Consider the following 16,208-nt stretch of genomic DNA (forward strand, 5'->3'; position numbering starts at 1 on the left):
GCACGGGTTTACAGGCGCAGCCTTCCGCGCTACCTCCAAGCGACAGAGAGGTTGACTGCGTGACCCAAGGCCCCACTACACCGTTGCTCGACACGGTTCATTATCCTGCCGACCTGAGAAACATCGATGACAAGCAGTTACCGCAGCTTGCTGACGAATTGCGGGCTGAGATGATTGATGCCGTGTCCCGCACCGGCGGGCATCTCGGCGCAGGACTTGGCGTGGTCGAATTGACCGTTGCCATCCACAAGGTATTCGACACGCCGCATGACCGGCTGATCTTCGACGTCGGCCACCAGTGCTATCCGCACAAGATCCTGACCGGAAGGCGCGACCGCATCCGCACGCTTCGTCAGGAAGGCGGTCTGTCCGGGTTCACCAAGCGCGGTGAGAGCGAGTATGACGATTTCGGCGCGGGCCATTCATCGACTTCCATTTCCGCAGGCCTCGGCATGGCGGTGGCAAGCGAGCTGCAGGGCAAGAAGCGCAACGTGATTTCCGTGATCGGCGATGGTGCGATGTCGGCAGGCATGGCGTTCGAGGCGCTCAACAATGCCGGTGCGCTCGATGCGCGGCTGATCGTGATCCTCAACGACAACGACATGTCGATTGCGCCGCCGACCGGCGCGATGAGCGCCTATCTGGCGCGAATGGCTTCTGGCCGCACCTATATGGGCATCCGCGAAGCGGGCAAGAAGCTGACCGCCTATCTCGGCAAGAACATTGATCGCGCCATCACCCGCGCTGTCGAGCATGCGCGTGGCTATGTCACCGGCGGCACCATGTTTGAGGAACTCGGCTTCTATCACATCGGGCCGATCGACGGGCACAATCTCGACCATCTGCTGCCGGTATTGCGCAATGTGCGCGACAATGCCGACGGGCCTGTGCTGATCCATGTGGTCACGCAAAAGGGCAAGGGCTACGCGCCCGCCGAAGCGGCATCAGACAAGTATCACGGCGTTTCCAAGTTCGACGTCGTCACCGGCGCCCAGGCCAAGGCCAAGCCCAACGCGCCGAGCTACACGACCGTGTTCGGCGAGACGCTGGCGCAGGAAGCGACGCACGATGACCGGATCGTGGCGATCACGGCGGCGATGCCCGGCGGGACCGGCGTCGACAAGTTCGCCAAGGTTCACCCGAGCCGCACCTTCGATGTCGGCATCGCCGAACAGCACGCCGTGACCTTTGCCGCCGGCATGGCGACCGAGGGTATGAAGCCGTTCTGCGCGATCTATTCCACCTTCCTGCAGCGCGGTTACGACCAGGTGGTCCACGATGTGGCGATCCAGAAACTTCCCGTGCGGTTCCCGATCGACCGGGCCGGATTTGTCGGCGCGGACGGTGCCACCCATGCAGGCACCTTCGACACGACCTATCTCGCCTGCCTGCCGGGCTTCGTGGTGATGGCGGCTTCGGACGAAGCCGAGCTCAAGCACATGGTGCGCACGGCAGCAAGCTATGACGAGGGCCCGATCTCGTTTCGCTACCCGCGCGGCGAAGGCGTTGGCGTCGAGATGCCGGAACGCGGGCAGATCCTTGAAATCGGCAAGGGCCGGATCCTGCGCGAAGGCACCAAGGTGGCGCTGTTGTCGTTCGGCACACGGCTTGCCGAATGCCTGGTGGCGGCTGAGGATCTCAATGCCGCCGGACTTTCAACCACCGTTGCAGATGCCCGCTTCGCAAAGCCGCTCGACCAGGACCTGATCCGCCAGCTGGCGCGCCATCATGAAGTGCTGATCACCATCGAGGAAGGCTCGGTTGGCGGCTTCGGCAGCCATGTGCTGCAGTTCCTGTCAAGCGAAGGCCTGCTCGACGGCGGCCTGCGCGTGCGCTCGCTGGTAATGCCCGACATCTTCATGGACCATGCCTCGCCAGAGGCCATGTATGCGCGCGCCGGTCTTGACCGCAAAGGCATTGTTGACACCGTGTTTCGCACTCTTAACGCGGAAAACCGGGCCGGCGCCCAGGTGACAGTTCTCAAGCCTTAGGCACCTGACCGGGCCGCACGGCCGATCGGCAAGTACCTGCATCCGCCTTTCACAGATCATGCCTGGGGCACGCCAGGGGGCAGATCGAAGGCCTCTCTCAGGATCCGAAATGGCCATGACAGAGCCGGATGGAGGGGCTGGACGCCTCTGTCAGCGTTTGCGCACGCGCGAATTCCTGACCTGATCGAAATTAAAGTTCTCCAATTTTTTCAACGCGATACTCGAGAAAACCAAGACGGTGAATCCGGATACTGAGAAAAAGATTCATCTTCTCGACTTTACATGCAGGTAAATACCTGCATATTCTGACCCCGAGATGAAAGAGACAACCAACACGGATCTGGTCTTCAAGGCGCTGGGCGACCCGACACGGCGCAAGCTGCTCGATTTTTTGTGCGAGCGGAACGGCCAGACGCTCAACGAACTGTGCGAGAATCTCGACATGGCGCGGCAATCGGCGACCCAGCATCTCGGCATTCTGGAAGCGGCCAATCTGGTGAGCACCACCCGACGCGGCCGGGAAAAACTGCACTTCATAAACCCGGTGCCGCTGCACGAAGTCTACGAGCGCTGGGTCAGGAAATTCGAGGTCCAGCAGCTCAGCCTGCTGCACCAGCTCAAAACCGAACTGGAAGGGAAATGACCATGAGCAGCGAGAAGACAACACTGATCTATGTCACCTACATCGCCTCGACGGCCGAGAAGGTGTTTGGCGCCATCACCCGCCCCGAGATCTCGAAGCAATACTGGGGCCACGAGAACGTCTCGGACTGGCAGGCGGGCTCGGACTGGGCGCATGTGCGCGACAATGACGAGCACACGGTCAATCTCGTCGGCAAGGTGGTGGAGATCGCCCCGCCCCGCCGGCTTGTCGTTTCCTGGGCGAACCACTCGCAGAAGGATGATCCGACGGCCTATTCGCGTGTGACATTCGAGATCGAGGATTACGACGAGATGGTGCGGCTCACCGTCACCCATGACGATCTTGTTGCCGGCTCCGGCATGCATCTGGGCGTCAGCAAGGGCTGGCCCATCGTGCTCTCGAGCATGAAGTCGTTCCTCGAAACCGGACGCGGGCTCGATATCTTCGCCAAGCCGAAGGCTGCGTGAGACGCGGGGAGCGGCCGGGATGACCACACCCTATACCGGCGGCTGCGCCTGCGGTTCTTTGCGCTACGAGATCGAGAGCGATCCGGTCTTTTCCAACCATTGCCAGTGCACGGATTGCCGCAAGCGCAGCGGCACCGGCCACTCGTCCTACCTCACCTTCCCTAACCGCTCGGCGGTGACGGTGAGAGGTGCGGCAAAGACATGGGCCATTCGCGCCGACAGCGGATATGACAAGCATCATGCTTTCTGCCCGGCATGCGGCACACCGGTCTACCTGACCTTTGACGCGATGCCGGGCATATTCACCATCCATGCCTCGAGCCTCGATGATCCCTCGCTCTTCGCGCCATCGGTGATCACCTATGCCCGCAGCGCACTCGAGTGGGACGACATGAACCCGGTACTCACAGCCTTTGACAAGAGCCCAGGTGCGGCCCAATAGGCACAATGCCGACACCCTGGCCAGCATTGTGCCTGAGGGATATAGGCGTCCACACAGGTTACAGTTCTGAAACCATAAGCCTTTGCCTGATCCTAACCATGTCCTTTCGGCGTTCTGAAACATCCCCCTGCTAGTGTTTTGCTCACAGCAGCAAGGGACTTCGGACTGTTTTGGCAATAACGATGGAAAAGGCGGGAAACTGCCATGCGCGCATGATCGCGGCAGTGTCGCTCGTCGTGGCGGGACTGGCATCGTCCGCTATTGCAGACACGCAACCGACCTATGACAAGCGCATAGAGGAAGCGGCGATCCGGATGCTGGTTCCCAAGCTCGGCGAGATGCGCGGGTCGCTGGATCCCAAATCGAATGAGTTTCTGAGGCCCATCGCGAACGAGCAGATCATCGAAAGACAGCAAGCGGTCATGGACACGCTACCGGTCGAGAGCGCGAAAGCACCTGAAGACGGGCCAGTCGTAAAGGATCGGCAAATCGTGACCAACCGGGAGAGCGCCAGCAATCGACCGGCAGGCAAAGCCCTGCAAGCCACCCGAGCGCCGCAAATCTCTGAAGACAGGGGAGAGGAACAAGCAGCGCCGTCGCAAGCCCGGCGAAGCAAGGGCAGCTTCCTGTTCTTCTGATATGCTTCTGGCGGGTATCCGCCTGGCGCGCACAAAGCGCTTGCCCTTGCGGCCCTTCCGGGCCAAGACGACTTTCATGGCAGACACTCCTCCCACAACTCCGTCCGAAAGGGACCGGCTCGACCAGGTATTGGTCCGGCGCGGCTTTTACGAAAGCCGGTCGCGGGCGCGTGACGCGATTGCGCGCGGTGCGGTGCGTGTCGATGGCAAAGCCATCTTGAAGCCGGGCGCGCTTTTCGCAGAGACTGCAGAGATCAGCCTGTCCGATCCGGCGCGCGACTATGTCTCCCGGGCGGCGCTGAAGCTGATCGCCGGTCTTGACAACTTCGGGTTTGATCCATCCGGACGCGTGGCACTTGATATCGGCGCCTCGACCGGCGGGTTCACGCAGGTGCTGCTGCAACGCGGCGCCCACCACGTCATCGCGGTCGACGTCGGCCACGATCAATTGCATGCGAGCCTTGGCTCTGACCCGAGGGTGACCAACCTCCAAGGCCTCAATGCGCGCGAGCTGAGCCGTCCGCATCTGGGCGGCCACGAGATCGGCGCGGTGGTGTCGGATGTGAGCTTCATATCACTCAAGCTGGCGCTGCCACCGGCGCTTGAGCTTGCAGCACCCGGCGCTTTCGCCGTACTGCTGGTCAAGCCGCAGTTTGAAGCCGGACGGGCGGGCATCGGCAAGGGCGGGCTGCTCAAGGATCCAGCGCACGGGCCGATCATCGCCGATGATCTTGCCGACTGGCTCAACACGCAGCCCGGCTGGCGGGCGGTCGGGCCGATCCCCTCGCCGATCGAAGGCAGCGACGGCAACCACGAATTTCTCATCGGAGGCGTCAAATCATGAGCGCTCAAAAGCTCGACATCACAAGACTTGGCGGACAAGGCGACGGCATTGCCGAAACGCCTCACGGCCAGATCTTCGTGCCGTTCACCGTGCCAGGCGACGTCATCAATGCAGCTGTCGAGAAAACCCGCGCGTCGCTGATCGCGGTACTCACCCCCTCGCCTGACCGGGTGACGCCGCCCTGCCCGCATTTCGGACCGGATGACGAGAACGCCGGATGCGGCGGCTGCGCGCTGCAGCATGTGGCCGACAGCGTTTATCAGGACTGGAAGCGCGGGCTGGTTGTGGCCGCACTCGAAAGCCGCAACATCGTGGCTGATGTGGCGCCGCTGGTCACCTGCGAACCGGGCACGCGGCGGCGGGTGGTGTTTGCCGCCAGGCGCACCGACAAGGGCGCGATCCTTGGCTTCAACCGCGCTTCGAGCCACCAGATCATCAAGGTTGAGACCTGCGTCGTTGCCTCGGAGCGGATCAACCAGGCGCTGCCGGCGCTCAGACGGCTTGCCACCGCAGTGGCTGTCGGCAAGGAGGCGTTTCGTTTCTACGTGCTTGATGCAGTGCCAGGCGTCGATATCGCGGTCGACGCCCCGTTCAAGCTCACCGAGCCTGACCGGCTCAGGATCATCAATGCGGTGCGTGCGGAGCAGGCCGTCAGCCGGTTGAGCTTCAATGATGAAATCCTCATCGAGAAGCAGCCACCACAACTCGATTTCGGCAGAGTAATCGTCAATCCCCCGCCAGGCGGCTTCGTGCAGGCGAGCAATCAGGCCGAGACCGTGATGGGCGATCTCGTTGTCGGGCACCTGAAAAAATCCAAGCGGGTGGCGGACCTGTTTTCCGGCTCGGGCACCTTCGCGCTCAGGCTCGCGGAACATTCGCACGTCCATGCCGTGGAAGCTGACGGGCCGTCGCTGGCAGCTCTCGACAAGGCGGCGCGGCGTTCGCAGGGACTGAAACCGGTGACGGTGGAGAAGCGCGATCTGTTCCGCCGACCGCTGATGCTGGCGGAACTGAAGGCCTATCAGGGACTGGTTTTCGACCCACCCCGCGCCGGCGCCGAGGTGCAGGTGGGCGACATCGCCCGCTCGACCGTCAAACACATCGCCGCCGTCTCCTGCAACCCGACAACACTGGCGCGCGATCTCGAGATCCTGATCAAGGGTGGCTACAAGCTCATGTCGGTCACGCCGATTGACCAGTTTCTTTGGTCGAGCCATGTGGAAGTGGTGGCGCTCTTGGAGCGGCCGAAGCGGTAGGGGCGCCGCTCCCTATGTAATTGGCTGGAGGCGGTTCTCGTTCCGCCGTCACCCCGGACTTGATCCGGGGGCCAGCCACCGCGGTTCCATGCGGTGAAAGGCTCTCGAAGTTGCCGCCTTTGTTTTCCCGGCTCGCGGACGCTCGCCTGCTGGATCCCAGCTCAAGGCCGGGATTACGGAGGTATTTGGGGCGATCTTCCGTCACTCGCTCAAACGAAAAAGGCGGCGCACCCGGTGCGCCGCCTTCCATTGTCGTCAGACGTGAGCCTTATTCGCCGGCCTTGAGCACTTCGTAGCGCAGGCCCCTGGGCGCGCGGGTGTCGAAGCCGGTCCATTGGGTGTGCTCGGGCTTTTTGGTGCCGTCCTTTTCCATGGCCGAGACGCCGTCGTTGGCATTGGGGGTCAGGTCGAGGAAGGCAGCCATTTTCTCATCACCCTTCAAATGAAGGCCGAGCCAGGCGGTGACGAAATGCTGGGCGATGTTGTTCATCCGCACCGTATCCCAGACCGCATCATCGTAGTGTTCGGCCACGTAGAAACCCAGGTCCTCGTCGAACTTGAAGGATTCGGCGGGAGCGGGCATGGTCGCGCCGGCATTGTGGTCGGCGTCAACATATGTCAGCAGCGCGCGATCGACGCTTGTGGCGCCCTTCCAGATGCTGCGGACGCCCGCCTCGTAACCGGCAGTCGCATCCATAGAACCGGCAACGAACAGGGCCGGCTTGTTGATGCCCTTGAGGGTTTCCTCGTCCCAGAAACCCTGCACCTTGCCCCAAGGAGCGAAGGCAACGATTGTCTTGACGCGGGGATCAGGCAGCGCGTTGTGGGTGTCGCTGCCGCTCAAGTGAACGCCAAGCGTGCCAAACGGCCCGCCCCAGGCATAATCGACAGCCTTCTGGGTGACACCGCCGCCGGCGCTGATGACGGCGCCATAGCCGCCCATTGAGTAGCCGATGATGGCGGCGTTGTCGGTGTTGGCGAGCCCCTTGAGGAAGTTGCCATCCTCACCGGTGAGACGCGCCAGTTCATTGAGCACGAACTTCTGATCGATCGAGCGGTTGACCAGGGTCGAACCGAAGGCCGCCTTGGTGCGGTAGGTCGAATCCGTGTGGTCGATAGAGGCCACGACATAGCCCTTGGAGGCGAGGTTTTCAGCCAGATGGGACAACAGGAAACGGTTGCCCGGATAACCATGCGAGATGATCACGAGCGGGAACGCGTCGGTGCCTGTGACCGGAGCCGCATCGCGCATGGCCTGACCGACCAGCGTCACTTCGGTCTTGCCGTCACGAAGGAATGCCTTGAGTTCGTGTGAGCCTTCGGCAGCACTATCGGCCGGATACCAGACCTCGACGGTTAACGGACGATCATAGCGCGGCCATTCAGCTGGCTTTTCCGCAGCAGGGTCGATTGCCAGAATGTCGATCTGGCCGGGATTGACCATCTCGATCGTGCGCACGCCGATCTTGTACTGGCCATAGGCAGACAGTTCCGGCGCATCATAGCGCTGGCCATCGATACGGTTGGTGGCGGGCGCGGGCGCGCCCTCGTGACTTGCGGCAAAAGCGTTGCTTGTAAAGGCTGCGATGGTCATGGCTGAGACTGCAATGAGTGGAGAAAATTTGAACATGAGATACCTTTCACATTTTCATAGGCGTTAGCGCCAGAGAGGTCTGGTAGCAGGTACGGTCTACGATCGCGTGACGCTATCGCAGCGTGCCCCCCAACACCAGATCGCGGGGCACGAAAGTGGATTACTTCTTGCGCGCCATGAAAGCCTGAAACGCGGCAAGTGCCTCTGCGCTCTTGAGCTGGGCAGCAAAATGCTCACCTTCCTCGCGGATGCGGGCGACAACAGCATCCGGGTCCGGTTTGACCAGACGGCGGGAAATGGCCAGCGCCTTGGGTGGTTTTGCCGCCAGATGCTCGGCAGCTGCAAACACTGCCGGTTCCAGCTCGTCAGCGCTGACGGTCCTGTAGATCAGGCCGGCGTGGGCGGCATCCTCGCCAGTAAACGGGATGCCTGCGGCCAGAAGCGCGAATGCCTTCTGATGCCCCATGACGGCCGGCGCCAGCAGGCTGGAACCGGCTTCGGGCACCAGCGCGAGGTCGACAAACGGGGTATGGAAGCGCGAGTCCGGAGTAGCAAACGTCAGGTCGCAATGCATGTGAATGGTGGTGCCGATGCCGATCGCCAGACCCTTGACGCCGGAGATGACCGGCTTGTTTACAGTTGCCAGGGCCGTGAGGAAATCAAACACCTCGGTACCCTTGGCGCCACCCATGGCGACCGCCATGAAGTCCTGCATGTCGTTGCCGGAGGTGAAGGCGCCGGGCGTGCCGAGCATCACGTGAACACGGACGCTGTCATCGGTCTCGCCATCGCTCAGGGCCTTTGCCATGGTCGAGTACATATCGCGGGTGATGGCGTTTTTCTTGTCAGGCCGGTTGAAGCGGATGACATTGATGGCGCCGGTCTCGCCGGCACGCTCGATCAGGATGTGGTCAGTCATGAATGTCCCTCTGGATATGGCGCCGGCCCGAGGGCCGGATCTTTCAAATCAGGCAAACACCGCGCTGGCGCCGGAAAGGCTCTCGGCACCGGCCGTGGCGCTTGCCGCAAGCCCCTTGGTCTCAGGCGCCAGATTGGCGGCGGCGAAACGGGCAAGAGCGGCCCTCCCCGCCGCTTCCGGCGCATCGGTGTCAGCCAGGGCTCCGCGCACAAGCATGGCCGTCGTCGCCGTCAGACCGAACAGCCTGAGATAGGGTGTGGCGCCAGCCAGGGCGTCAGTCTGGCGTCCGTCCGACGTGGCGGACTGCATGTAGGCGGTGACGGCTTCGAGATCGGCAATGGCCTGATCAAGATGATCGGCGACGCCTTCGAGCGCCGGCGAATTGGAGGCCCGTGCGGCATCTGCGTCGGCCTTGAAATCGGCGATGAAGGCCGCAACCGTCGCCCCGCCTGAAAGCGGCAGCTTACGCATGACAAGATCGATTGCCTGAATGCCGTTGGTGCCCTCGTAGATCGGCGCGATACGCGCATCGCGCAGCAGGCGGGCAGCACCCGTCTCCTCGATGAAGCCCATGCCGCCATGCACCTGTACGCCGAGCGAAGCCACTTCGAGGCCGATGTCGGTGGCGAACGCCTTGGCAATCGGGGTGATCAGGCCGGCGCGTTCGGACCAGGCCTTTGCCTCGTCACCTTCGCTGACGCGGGCCATATCGAGCGCCTCGGCGCAGGAGTAGCAGATGGCGCGCGCGCCCTGCGTCAGCGCCTTCATGGTCATCAGCATACGGGCGACATCAGGGTGCTCGATGATCGGGCTCATGCCCTCGCCCTTGTAACCGGGCGCACGACCCTGGGTGCGGTCCTTGGCGTAGGCGAGTGCCTTCTGGTACGCAGTCTCGGCAATCGCCACGCCCTGCATGCCGACGGCCAGACGGGCATTGTTCATCATCGTGAACATGCAGGCGAGGCCCTTGTTCTCCTCGCCGATCAGCCAGCCGATGGCGCCCGGCTGATCGACGAACTTGCCGTCGCCGTAAATCATGGTGCAGGTGGGAGAGGCGTGAATGCCGAGCTTGTGCTCTAGACCCGAACAGAACACATCATTGCGCTCGCCAAGCGACCCGTCGTCACCGACAAAGAATTTGGGAACCAGGAACAGCGAAATTCCACGTGTTCCGGCTGGCGCATCGGGCAGCCGTGCCAGTACGAGGTGGACAATATTGTCGGTAAAGTCATGCTCACCATAGGTGATGTAGATCTTCTGACCGTAGATCCGGTAGGTACCGTCGCCATTGGGTTCGGCGCGGGCTTTCAGCGCGTTGAGGTCGGAACCGGCCTGCGGCTCGGTCAGGTTCATCGTCCCCATCCACTCGCCGGTCACGAGCTTTTCAAGGTACTTGGCCTTGAGTTCATCTGAGGCGTGCTTGTCGAGCGCTTCGACTGCACCCATGGTGAGTGTCGGGCCGATACCAAAGGCAAGCGAGCCCGAATTCCACATCTCGAGCGCTGCCACCGACAGCAGCATCGGCAGTCCCTGGCCACCGAATTCCTCGGGGCCGGTCAAGCCGTTCCAGCCGCCGGCGATCCAGCTCTGGTAAAGCTCCTTCCAGCCCGGCGGCGTCGTCACCGCGCCGTCCTTGAGGATTGCGCCGTGCTTGTCGCCAATCTCGCTCAGAGGTGCGACTTCATCGGAAGAAAACCGCCCGGCCTCCGCAAGAATTGCATCCACAAGATCCTCGCCCAGATCTCCGAAACGCCCGGTTTCCAGTGCTTTGCGCAACCCCGCGACAGATTTGAGAGTGTGAGCGATTTCGTCTACCGGCGCACGATACATGTGATCTCCTCATTGCTGCCCGCCAGAGTGACCCGGCAGGTTCCCAACCACGTCCATGGCTAAGTTGTTTTTACGTAAACGTCAATTTGAGACGTGGAACTTAGCGCGCATTTCCGGAGAATCAAATACGCGTCGAAGCCGGAGATTGAGATCTCAGGCTAAGCGACAAGCAAACCAGAATTTTCAAAACAACCGCCGCCGGGATAGCCCCGGGACACGATCAAGGCTTGTAGATCATCCAGCCGGTCTCGGCGCCAGCATGCTCTGTGTTTGAATAGAATGTGACCCGGTCGCCGCCGTCCTTCGAAGAGGTGCCCATGGCTTTTTCCGCAAAGCCCAGCAACTGGCCTGCTGCATCCGCCACCGTCGACATGGCAATGCCAATCGACAAGGTGGCTTTGCCGATGCTGCGACCGGTCTTGGAATGAATGATTGGCCTGCTTCCAGCCGCAAAGCGAAGCCTGTCAACCGCACGCATGATTTCAGCCTCATCTGCGGAATTGATGAGGAAGGCAAAACGATTGCCATCAAGGCGCGCAACAATGTCGGTGTCCTGGACTGCCTTTTGCAGAAGATGGCCAACATGGCGGACGTAATTGTCACCGGTGCCCTTTTCGTCCATTTCACACAAGCGCTTGAAATCATCAATCTCGGCATAAGCGAGGCCGCACATGACCGGCAATTCGGGTTTGGCGTAAATCCGTGCGGCTGTCTTGTTGAAGGAGCGGCGATTGGCAAGACCGGTGAGCTGGTCGATGAATTTCATCCGCTCGAAATTTTCGATGTCAGCCTTGACGCCGTCAAGTTCGGCAGCCTGTTCGGAAGCGACAGCGACCATGGCCTCGCTCTTGGATGCCTGCTTCTCGGTGGCCTCGCTGAGTTGCTGGATCGAGCGATTGAGGGTCTCCTGGTCAACTTCACCATCGGATGCGAATGTGCGCGAGGCCTCGCTGATAATCTTGCCGTAGTCCGTCAGCGAGGATTTTTCTTCCTCAAGCAGCGACATGAATGTGCTCATCTGGGTGCGCATGCGATCATTGGTCTTGGCAACATGCGTCTCTTCGTGGTGATGCGGCAGATACTTCCTGCCGAGGTCATCCAACGCGCGCTGAGACTTGTTTTTCCCGATCGCCACGAACTCCTTGGTCAATTCCGGATTTGCGCCGGAATAGGCCTCGTAAACAAGCTCATAGTTCCTCGGCAAGCCATCGATTCCCATCTGATACATCGCGGTAGCGACGCGAAGTCCGATCGACGTTGCAGCTGAGGTTTGCTTGTTCATGACTGTTACTCATCTAGAGAATTGCATGTGATCAGTCATGCAGCAAAAAACTTATGGGCCTGCTAAATCGATAGCTTCAATTTGATCTTTCGTGCTGTTTGTTAGCAATTCATGATACCAACACAGTCGATTGCGTGCCTGCTGGGTGCCTGATAGACCGTGCGCTCAAAATTGGACAAGTCATGGTGCACATTCTCCCGATTTCCGACCCGGATACGCTTGCGGCAGCTCTCGAGGTGCTGCGGCGCGGCGAACCCGTGGCGATACCCACTGAAACCGTTTACGGATTGGCAGCTGACGCCACCGATCCGAATGCGATTACTTCCATTTACGAGGCGAAGGGCCGTCCGCGCTTCAACCCTCTGATCGCGCATGTCTCAGATATGGAGATGGCGAAGGCGCACGTGGTCTTCTCACCCCTTGCGGAGCGGCTTGCCGAGGCCTTCTGGCCGGGTCCACTCACACTGGTGCTGTCGCTCAAGGAATCCGGGAAAATTCATCCGCTTGCCTCCGCGGGTCTACCCACGGCAGCAGTGCGGATGCCGCAGGGGTTTGCGCGCGACCTGATCGCAGCCTTCGGTCAACCGCTTGCGGCGCCAAGCGCCAATCGTTCGGGCCGTGTCAGCCCGACAACCGCGCAGCATGTGGCCGATGATCTCGGCGACCGAATCGGCCTGATCCTCGATGGTGGGCCATGCCGCGTCGGAGTGGAATCTACGATCCTGGCCGTGGACGGCACGCATTTGCGCCTGCTCAGGCCGGGTGGTATTGCGGTGGAGTTGATTGAGGCAGCGGCAGGCACAGTGGTAGAACGCGCCCCGGCTCAGACTGCGGACGACAAGATCATCGCGCCGGGCATGATGGCGTCTCACTATGCACCCGAAAACCCGGTCAGATTGAATGTCTCACAAATCAGACCCGGCGAAGTCTTGATCCGGTTCGGAGGAACGGCAATCGCTGGAGAAGAGCAAGCCCATGCGATCATGGACTTGTCACCTTCCGCAGACTTACGTGAAGCAGCGGCAAACCTGTTTGATTTCCTGAAGCGCGCAGATGCTCCAGGCGCCACCGGAATTGCTGTAGCGCCAGTTCCAACTCACGATCTGGGCGAGGCGATCAACGATCGCTTGAGCCGGGCTGCGGCTCCGAGGGATTAGACCTGGCCCCCGGTCGCACTCCGCATCATCCAGTCAGCAGCGGAGTGTTGATGATTTTCTTGAACAGGGTTGTCATTGCCGCGCTGATGCCCTCCGAAGGGCTTACTTCGAAGAACAAACCCGGCGAAGCGCAAGCTTCCATCCTAGCAGGGATCTGGTCCTGAAACGGCTTGATCCAGCTATTGTACCAGTCGTTGGTTGGAAGCGGCAGGTAGGTGGTGTACAGGACCGCGATCTTATACCCCTTGTCCTTCAGCTCACTACAATATTTTACGTCGATGGGCTCCTGGCAACGTCCACCGGTAAGCTTCTTTGTACAGTCTGTTGGCTTGTAGCTGTCACCAACGCCATCAGAAACAAAGAACAGGATTTTTTCAGGTGAAGACGCGGTGAGGCCCGATCCGGGTGTTCCCATCTTTTCACCCATCTGTGAAAATGCGCGGTCGAAATCCGTTTGCTGGTCATTGTCGTATCCCTGATAAGGAATCGACATAAGTTCGATCTTGGCGGCTTTGGCCTTGGCCTGGTTCAGGTTGGTTGTCGATTGAACAACCTCAAGCAATTTGGTGTCTTCTGCCTTTTCACCGAACGTGTAGACAGCCATGCGGTACTGATTGCTGCTCACGCGGGAATCCTTGGCGGTGTCCATCAGGGCGGCAGTTGCCTGCGCCACAACGTTGATACGCGTCGTTACACCAAGCTTCTTGGCAAGATTGAAATAGCTGTTCTTGTCTTCCTTTCCATCGTTGACGATATGGCAAGCGAAAGCACATTGGTCAGGTGTCTTGGCCACCATGAGAGCCACGTCAGTCGGGGTTGCGCCGACGCCCATTGAAGGCGTGTTGTCGAGCAACAGGTAAAAGTCCCGGTAGATATCGGTCTGGTATTCAACGGTGGCCTGGCCCGCAATCTGGATGAGTTCCTGACCCAGAATACGCGAAAGCGTCGTCGGCACGGTGACCCTGTAATTGACGATCGAGTATAAACGGCCATTTTTCTTCACGACTTTTGCCGTGATTTCATCGAGCGTGAAATCGGTATCGCTTTCGAGCTGCCCCTTGAAGAAGGTAACCGCATCCGCGGCTCCAATCGCAACCTCGCCGTCTCCGGACATTTCAAACGCCTTCTTGACGCCCTCGGAACTTTCAGCCACTGCGGCCAAGGCGGCAGCATCTGCTGCACCCTGAATCTGGGTTTTTACAGAGAGTGCATTGCTGTAATCGAGCGCAAGTCCTGCCGCGCCAATCACCGGCACGAGTAAAACTGCAGCAAGAATACCAAAGTTTCCGGATCTGTTGCAGAAAAACCGCTGCATTTGAATACCCCGTTCACACTAAATGCTTCTAATATCCAGATAGATTATGATGGAAAAAAGCTAAGGAACGTTGAAGCAGGTGGATTGCATTTGAATGAACCGGACAAGTCGATGCTCTGTGGGCGTGCCGTTTGTCAGCTTTTTCGTTTGTCGCAGCGCATTGGATTTCTCTTGCATTCCATGTCCGCCGACCATTTTCAAAGCCCAGGAAAACCACCTTATTGAAGGATTTCGATCAAGACATTCTCTCAAGGGTTATGAGAAACCGCATGGCATTGGATCTCAAAGCAGCATCCTGCCTCTCGACTTGACGACAGTGCAAAGCTACATGCTTGGGCATGCCCATAGCACTTACTGACCCATCGCTGATCGACCGTTTTGCCGCCATAACCGGCGCGCAGAATGCCCTTACCCGTGACTCCGACATTGCGCCGCACCTGATCGAACTGCGCGGCCTTTACCAGGGTGAAAGTCCGCTGGTACTGCGCCCGGCGAATACTGATGAAGTCGCTGCCATTCTGCGGCTGGCGCATGAGACGAATACCGCCATAGTTCCACAAGGCGGCAACACCGGTCTTGTGGGCGGACAATCGCCGCGACCGGGAAAGGGCGAAATCGTCCTGTCGCTTGCGCGCCTCAACAAGATCAGGTCGCTGGACACTGTGGGGCAAACCATGATTGCAGAGGCTGGCGTGGTGCTTCAGCAGGCGCAAAAGGCTGCGAGCGACGTGGGGCTCCTGTTTCCGCTGTCACTGGGCTCGGAAGGCTCCTGCCAGATTGGCGGCAACCTCTCCTCCAATGCCGGCGGCACCGCCGTGCTCGCCTATGGCAACATGCGACAGCTTTGCCTCGGCATTGAAGCGGTGCTTCCAGACGGCGAGATCTGGCACGGCTTGAGGTCGCTCAAGAAAGACAACACCGGTTATGATCTGCGCGATCTTTTCATCGGCGCGGAAGGCACATTAGGGGTCATCACGGCGGCAGTGCTGAAGCTGTTTCCGGCTCCCCGCGGGCACGAAACCATTTATGCCGGGGTCGACAATCCGGAGACCGCATTGAAGCTGTTCCGGTTGGCGCAGGATTATTGTGGCCCCTCGCTGACCGGCTTTGAACTGATGCCGCGCATCGGCATCGAATTTACCACCCGCCATATAGAAGGTGCGCGCGATCCGCTGGCTGACGCGCATCCCTGGTATGTGTTGATCGACATTTCCTCAGGCCAATCGCAGGACGCCGCCCGCGCCATGCTGGAGGGGCTTTTCGTTGCTGCCGATGCGAAAGGCCTGATCCGCGACGCTGCAGCCGCCGAAACCGAAAGCCAGCGTCAGGCCTTCTGGAAAATGAGAGAATCGATGTCCTGGGCACAAAAGCCCGAGGGTGGCTCGATCAAGCATGACGTGTCTGTGCCGGTGGCGCAGGTGCCAGAGTTTCTCGCATCGGCAGACGAAGCGGTGATGAAGGCCATGCCCGATGCGCGCATTGTGGCTTTCGGGCACATGGGTGACGGCAACATCCACTACAACATCTCGCAGCCGGTTGGGGCTGACACAAAGGCCTTTCTTGCCCGATGGAAAGAAATGAACGAGGTCGTTCATGCGATTGTGCTAAAATTGAACGGGTCAATCTCGGCCGAGCACGGCATTGGACAACTCAAGCGCGATGAGCTCGCTGCCATCCGCTCGCCTGTGGAAATGGCGCTGATGCACCGGATCAAGGATGCTTTCGACCCCAAGGGCATCATGAATCCGGGCAAGGTGATTGCGTCCCGGTAACCTTTCCAAAATGGAAATGGGACGGTCGTCTTTCGCTAACCATTTCCAAAACATAGGT

At 60.0% G+C, this 16,208-nt stretch carries 14 protein-coding genes; 9 read left to right on the forward strand and 5 right to left on the reverse strand.

The genetic code is table 11. The features are described 5' to 3' along the window. The first annotated feature begins 59 nt into the window (after positions 1-59). From dxs to WNZ14_RS18560, 7 genes are all read left to right on the forward strand, one after another. Positions 60-1,991: a 1-deoxy-D-xylulose-5-phosphate synthase gene (gene dxs, locus WNZ14_RS18530; protein WP_342870092.1), complete on the forward strand. Its 1,932-nt coding sequence runs from the start codon at positions 60-62 to the stop codon at positions 1,989-1,991. 316 nt (positions 1,992-2,307) lie between these two features. Further along, the gene (locus tag WNZ14_RS18535; RefSeq protein WP_342870093.1) at positions 2,308-2,634 is read left to right on the forward strand and encodes a metalloregulator ArsR/SmtB family transcription factor; all 327 of its coding nucleotides are present in this window, start codon (positions 2,308-2,310) and stop codon (positions 2,632-2,634) included. Between the two features lie 2 nt (positions 2,635-2,636). Then, positions 2,637-3,101, forward strand: coding sequence for an SRPBCC family protein (locus tag WNZ14_RS18540; RefSeq protein ID WP_342870094.1), 465 nt, complete (start codon positions 2,637-2,639; stop codon positions 3,099-3,101). A 19-nt stretch (positions 3,102-3,120) separates the two neighbouring features. Beyond that, positions 3,121-3,543 (forward strand): GFA family protein, encoded by a 423-nt coding sequence (locus WNZ14_RS18545; RefSeq protein ID WP_342870095.1) that lies wholly within the window; start codon positions 3,121-3,123, stop codon positions 3,541-3,543. Between the two features lie 182 nt (positions 3,544-3,725). Continuing rightward, entirely contained in the window at positions 3,726-4,181 is a 456-nt protein-coding gene (locus tag WNZ14_RS18550; RefSeq protein ID WP_342870096.1) for a hypothetical protein, read from the forward strand. Between the two features lie 76 nt (positions 4,182-4,257). Then, positions 4,258-5,025 carry a TlyA family RNA methyltransferase gene (locus tag WNZ14_RS18555; protein WP_342870097.1) on the forward strand — a complete coding sequence of 256 codons (768 nt, stop codon included), beginning with the start codon at positions 4,258-4,260 and terminating at the stop codon, positions 5,023-5,025. After that, the gene (locus tag WNZ14_RS18560; RefSeq protein WP_342870098.1) at positions 5,022-6,281 is read left to right on the forward strand and encodes an RNA methyltransferase; all 1,260 of its coding nucleotides are present in this window, start codon (positions 5,022-5,024) and stop codon (positions 6,279-6,281) included. Before WNZ14_RS18555 ends, WNZ14_RS18560 begins: the two co-directional genes overlap by 4 nt. A gap of 268 nt (positions 6,282-6,549) precedes the next feature. Here the strand turns inward: WNZ14_RS18560 and WNZ14_RS18565 are convergent, their stop codons facing one another. The 4 genes from WNZ14_RS18565 to WNZ14_RS18580 all read right to left on the reverse strand — a co-directional run bounded on the left by WNZ14_RS18565 (position 6,550) and on the right by WNZ14_RS18580 (position 11,906). Next, the gene (locus tag WNZ14_RS18565) at positions 6,550-7,911 is read right to left on the reverse strand and encodes a dienelactone hydrolase (protein ID WP_342870099.1); all 1,362 of its coding nucleotides are present in this window, start codon (positions 7,909-7,911) and stop codon (positions 6,550-6,552) included. Between the two features lie 124 nt (positions 7,912-8,035). Then, the gene (locus WNZ14_RS18570) at positions 8,036-8,794 is read right to left on the reverse strand and encodes a crotonase/enoyl-CoA hydratase family protein (RefSeq protein ID WP_342870100.1); all 759 of its coding nucleotides are present in this window, start codon (positions 8,792-8,794) and stop codon (positions 8,036-8,038) included. Positions 8,795-8,842: 48 nt separating this feature from the next. Continuing rightward, positions 8,843-10,624, reverse strand: coding sequence for an acyl-CoA dehydrogenase (locus tag WNZ14_RS18575; protein ID WP_342870101.1), 1,782 nt, complete (start codon positions 10,622-10,624; stop codon positions 8,843-8,845). A gap of 220 nt (positions 10,625-10,844) precedes the next feature. After that, positions 10,845-11,906 (reverse strand): diguanylate cyclase, encoded by a 1,062-nt coding sequence (locus tag WNZ14_RS18580; protein ID WP_342870102.1) that lies wholly within the window; start codon positions 11,904-11,906, stop codon positions 10,845-10,847. Between the two features lie 182 nt (positions 11,907-12,088). On the opposite strand from WNZ14_RS18580, the gene WNZ14_RS18585 reads away from it, so the two are divergent. Next, the gene (locus tag WNZ14_RS18585) at positions 12,089-13,063 is read left to right on the forward strand and encodes an L-threonylcarbamoyladenylate synthase (RefSeq protein ID WP_342870103.1); all 975 of its coding nucleotides are present in this window, start codon (positions 12,089-12,091) and stop codon (positions 13,061-13,063) included. Positions 13,064-13,088: 25 nt separating this feature from the next. Here WNZ14_RS18585 and WNZ14_RS18590 read toward each other — a convergent pair whose 3' ends face one another. Continuing rightward, positions 13,089-14,378, reverse strand: a complete 1,290-nt coding sequence (locus WNZ14_RS18590) for a pilus assembly protein TadG-related protein (protein ID WP_342870104.1) — start codon at positions 14,376-14,378, stop codon at positions 13,089-13,091. A 338-nt stretch (positions 14,379-14,716) separates the two neighbouring features. Here WNZ14_RS18590 and WNZ14_RS18595 point away from each other — a divergent pair, with 338 nt between their 5' ends. Then, the gene (locus tag WNZ14_RS18595) at positions 14,717-16,150 is read left to right on the forward strand and encodes an FAD-binding oxidoreductase (protein WP_342870105.1); all 1,434 of its coding nucleotides are present in this window, start codon (positions 14,717-14,719) and stop codon (positions 16,148-16,150) included. Positions 16,151-16,208 lie beyond the last annotated feature (58 nt).

Source organism: Hoeflea sp. AS60 (assembly GCF_038900115.1).
Taxonomy (GTDB): domain Bacteria; phylum Pseudomonadota; class Alphaproteobacteria; order Rhizobiales; family Rhizobiaceae; genus Hoeflea.

Excerpts from the sequence above, each read along its gene's own strand:
- WNZ14_RS18535 (WP_342870093.1), top strand. The coding sequence starts at position 2,308 with ATGAAAGAGACAACCAACACGGATCTGGTCTTCAAGGCGCTGGGCGAC.
- WNZ14_RS18540 (WP_342870094.1), top strand. The coding sequence starts at position 2,637 with ATGAGCAGCGAGAAGACAACACTGATCTATGTCACCTACATCGCCTCG.
- WNZ14_RS18545 (WP_342870095.1), top strand. The coding sequence starts at position 3,121 with ATGACCACACCCTATACCGGCGGCTGCGCCTGCGGTTCTTTGCGCTAC.
- WNZ14_RS18550 (WP_342870096.1), top strand. The coding sequence starts at position 3,726 with ATGGAAAAGGCGGGAAACTGCCATGCGCGCATGATCGCGGCAGTGTCG.
- WNZ14_RS18555 (WP_342870097.1), top strand. The coding sequence starts at position 4,258 with ATGGCAGACACTCCTCCCACAACTCCGTCCGAAAGGGACCGGCTCGAC.
- WNZ14_RS18560 (WP_342870098.1), top strand. The coding sequence starts at position 5,022 with ATGAGCGCTCAAAAGCTCGACATCACAAGACTTGGCGGACAAGGCGAC.
- WNZ14_RS18565 (WP_342870099.1), bottom strand. The coding sequence starts at position 7,911 with ATGTTCAAATTTTCTCCACTCATTGCAGTCTCAGCCATGACCATCGCA.
- WNZ14_RS18570 (WP_342870100.1), bottom strand. The coding sequence starts at position 8,794 with ATGACTGACCACATCCTGATCGAGCGTGCCGGCGAGACCGGCGCCATC.
- WNZ14_RS18575 (WP_342870101.1), bottom strand. The coding sequence starts at position 10,624 with ATGTATCGTGCGCCGGTAGACGAAATCGCTCACACTCTCAAATCTGTC.
- WNZ14_RS18580 (WP_342870102.1), bottom strand. The coding sequence starts at position 11,906 with ATGAACAAGCAAACCTCAGCTGCAACGTCGATCGGACTTCGCGTCGCT.
- WNZ14_RS18585 (WP_342870103.1), top strand. The coding sequence starts at position 12,089 with ATGGTGCACATTCTCCCGATTTCCGACCCGGATACGCTTGCGGCAGCT.
- WNZ14_RS18590 (WP_342870104.1), bottom strand. The coding sequence starts at position 14,378 with ATGCAGCGGTTTTTCTGCAACAGATCCGGAAACTTTGGTATTCTTGCT.
- WNZ14_RS18595 (WP_342870105.1), top strand. The coding sequence starts at position 14,717 with ATGCCCATAGCACTTACTGACCCATCGCTGATCGACCGTTTTGCCGCC.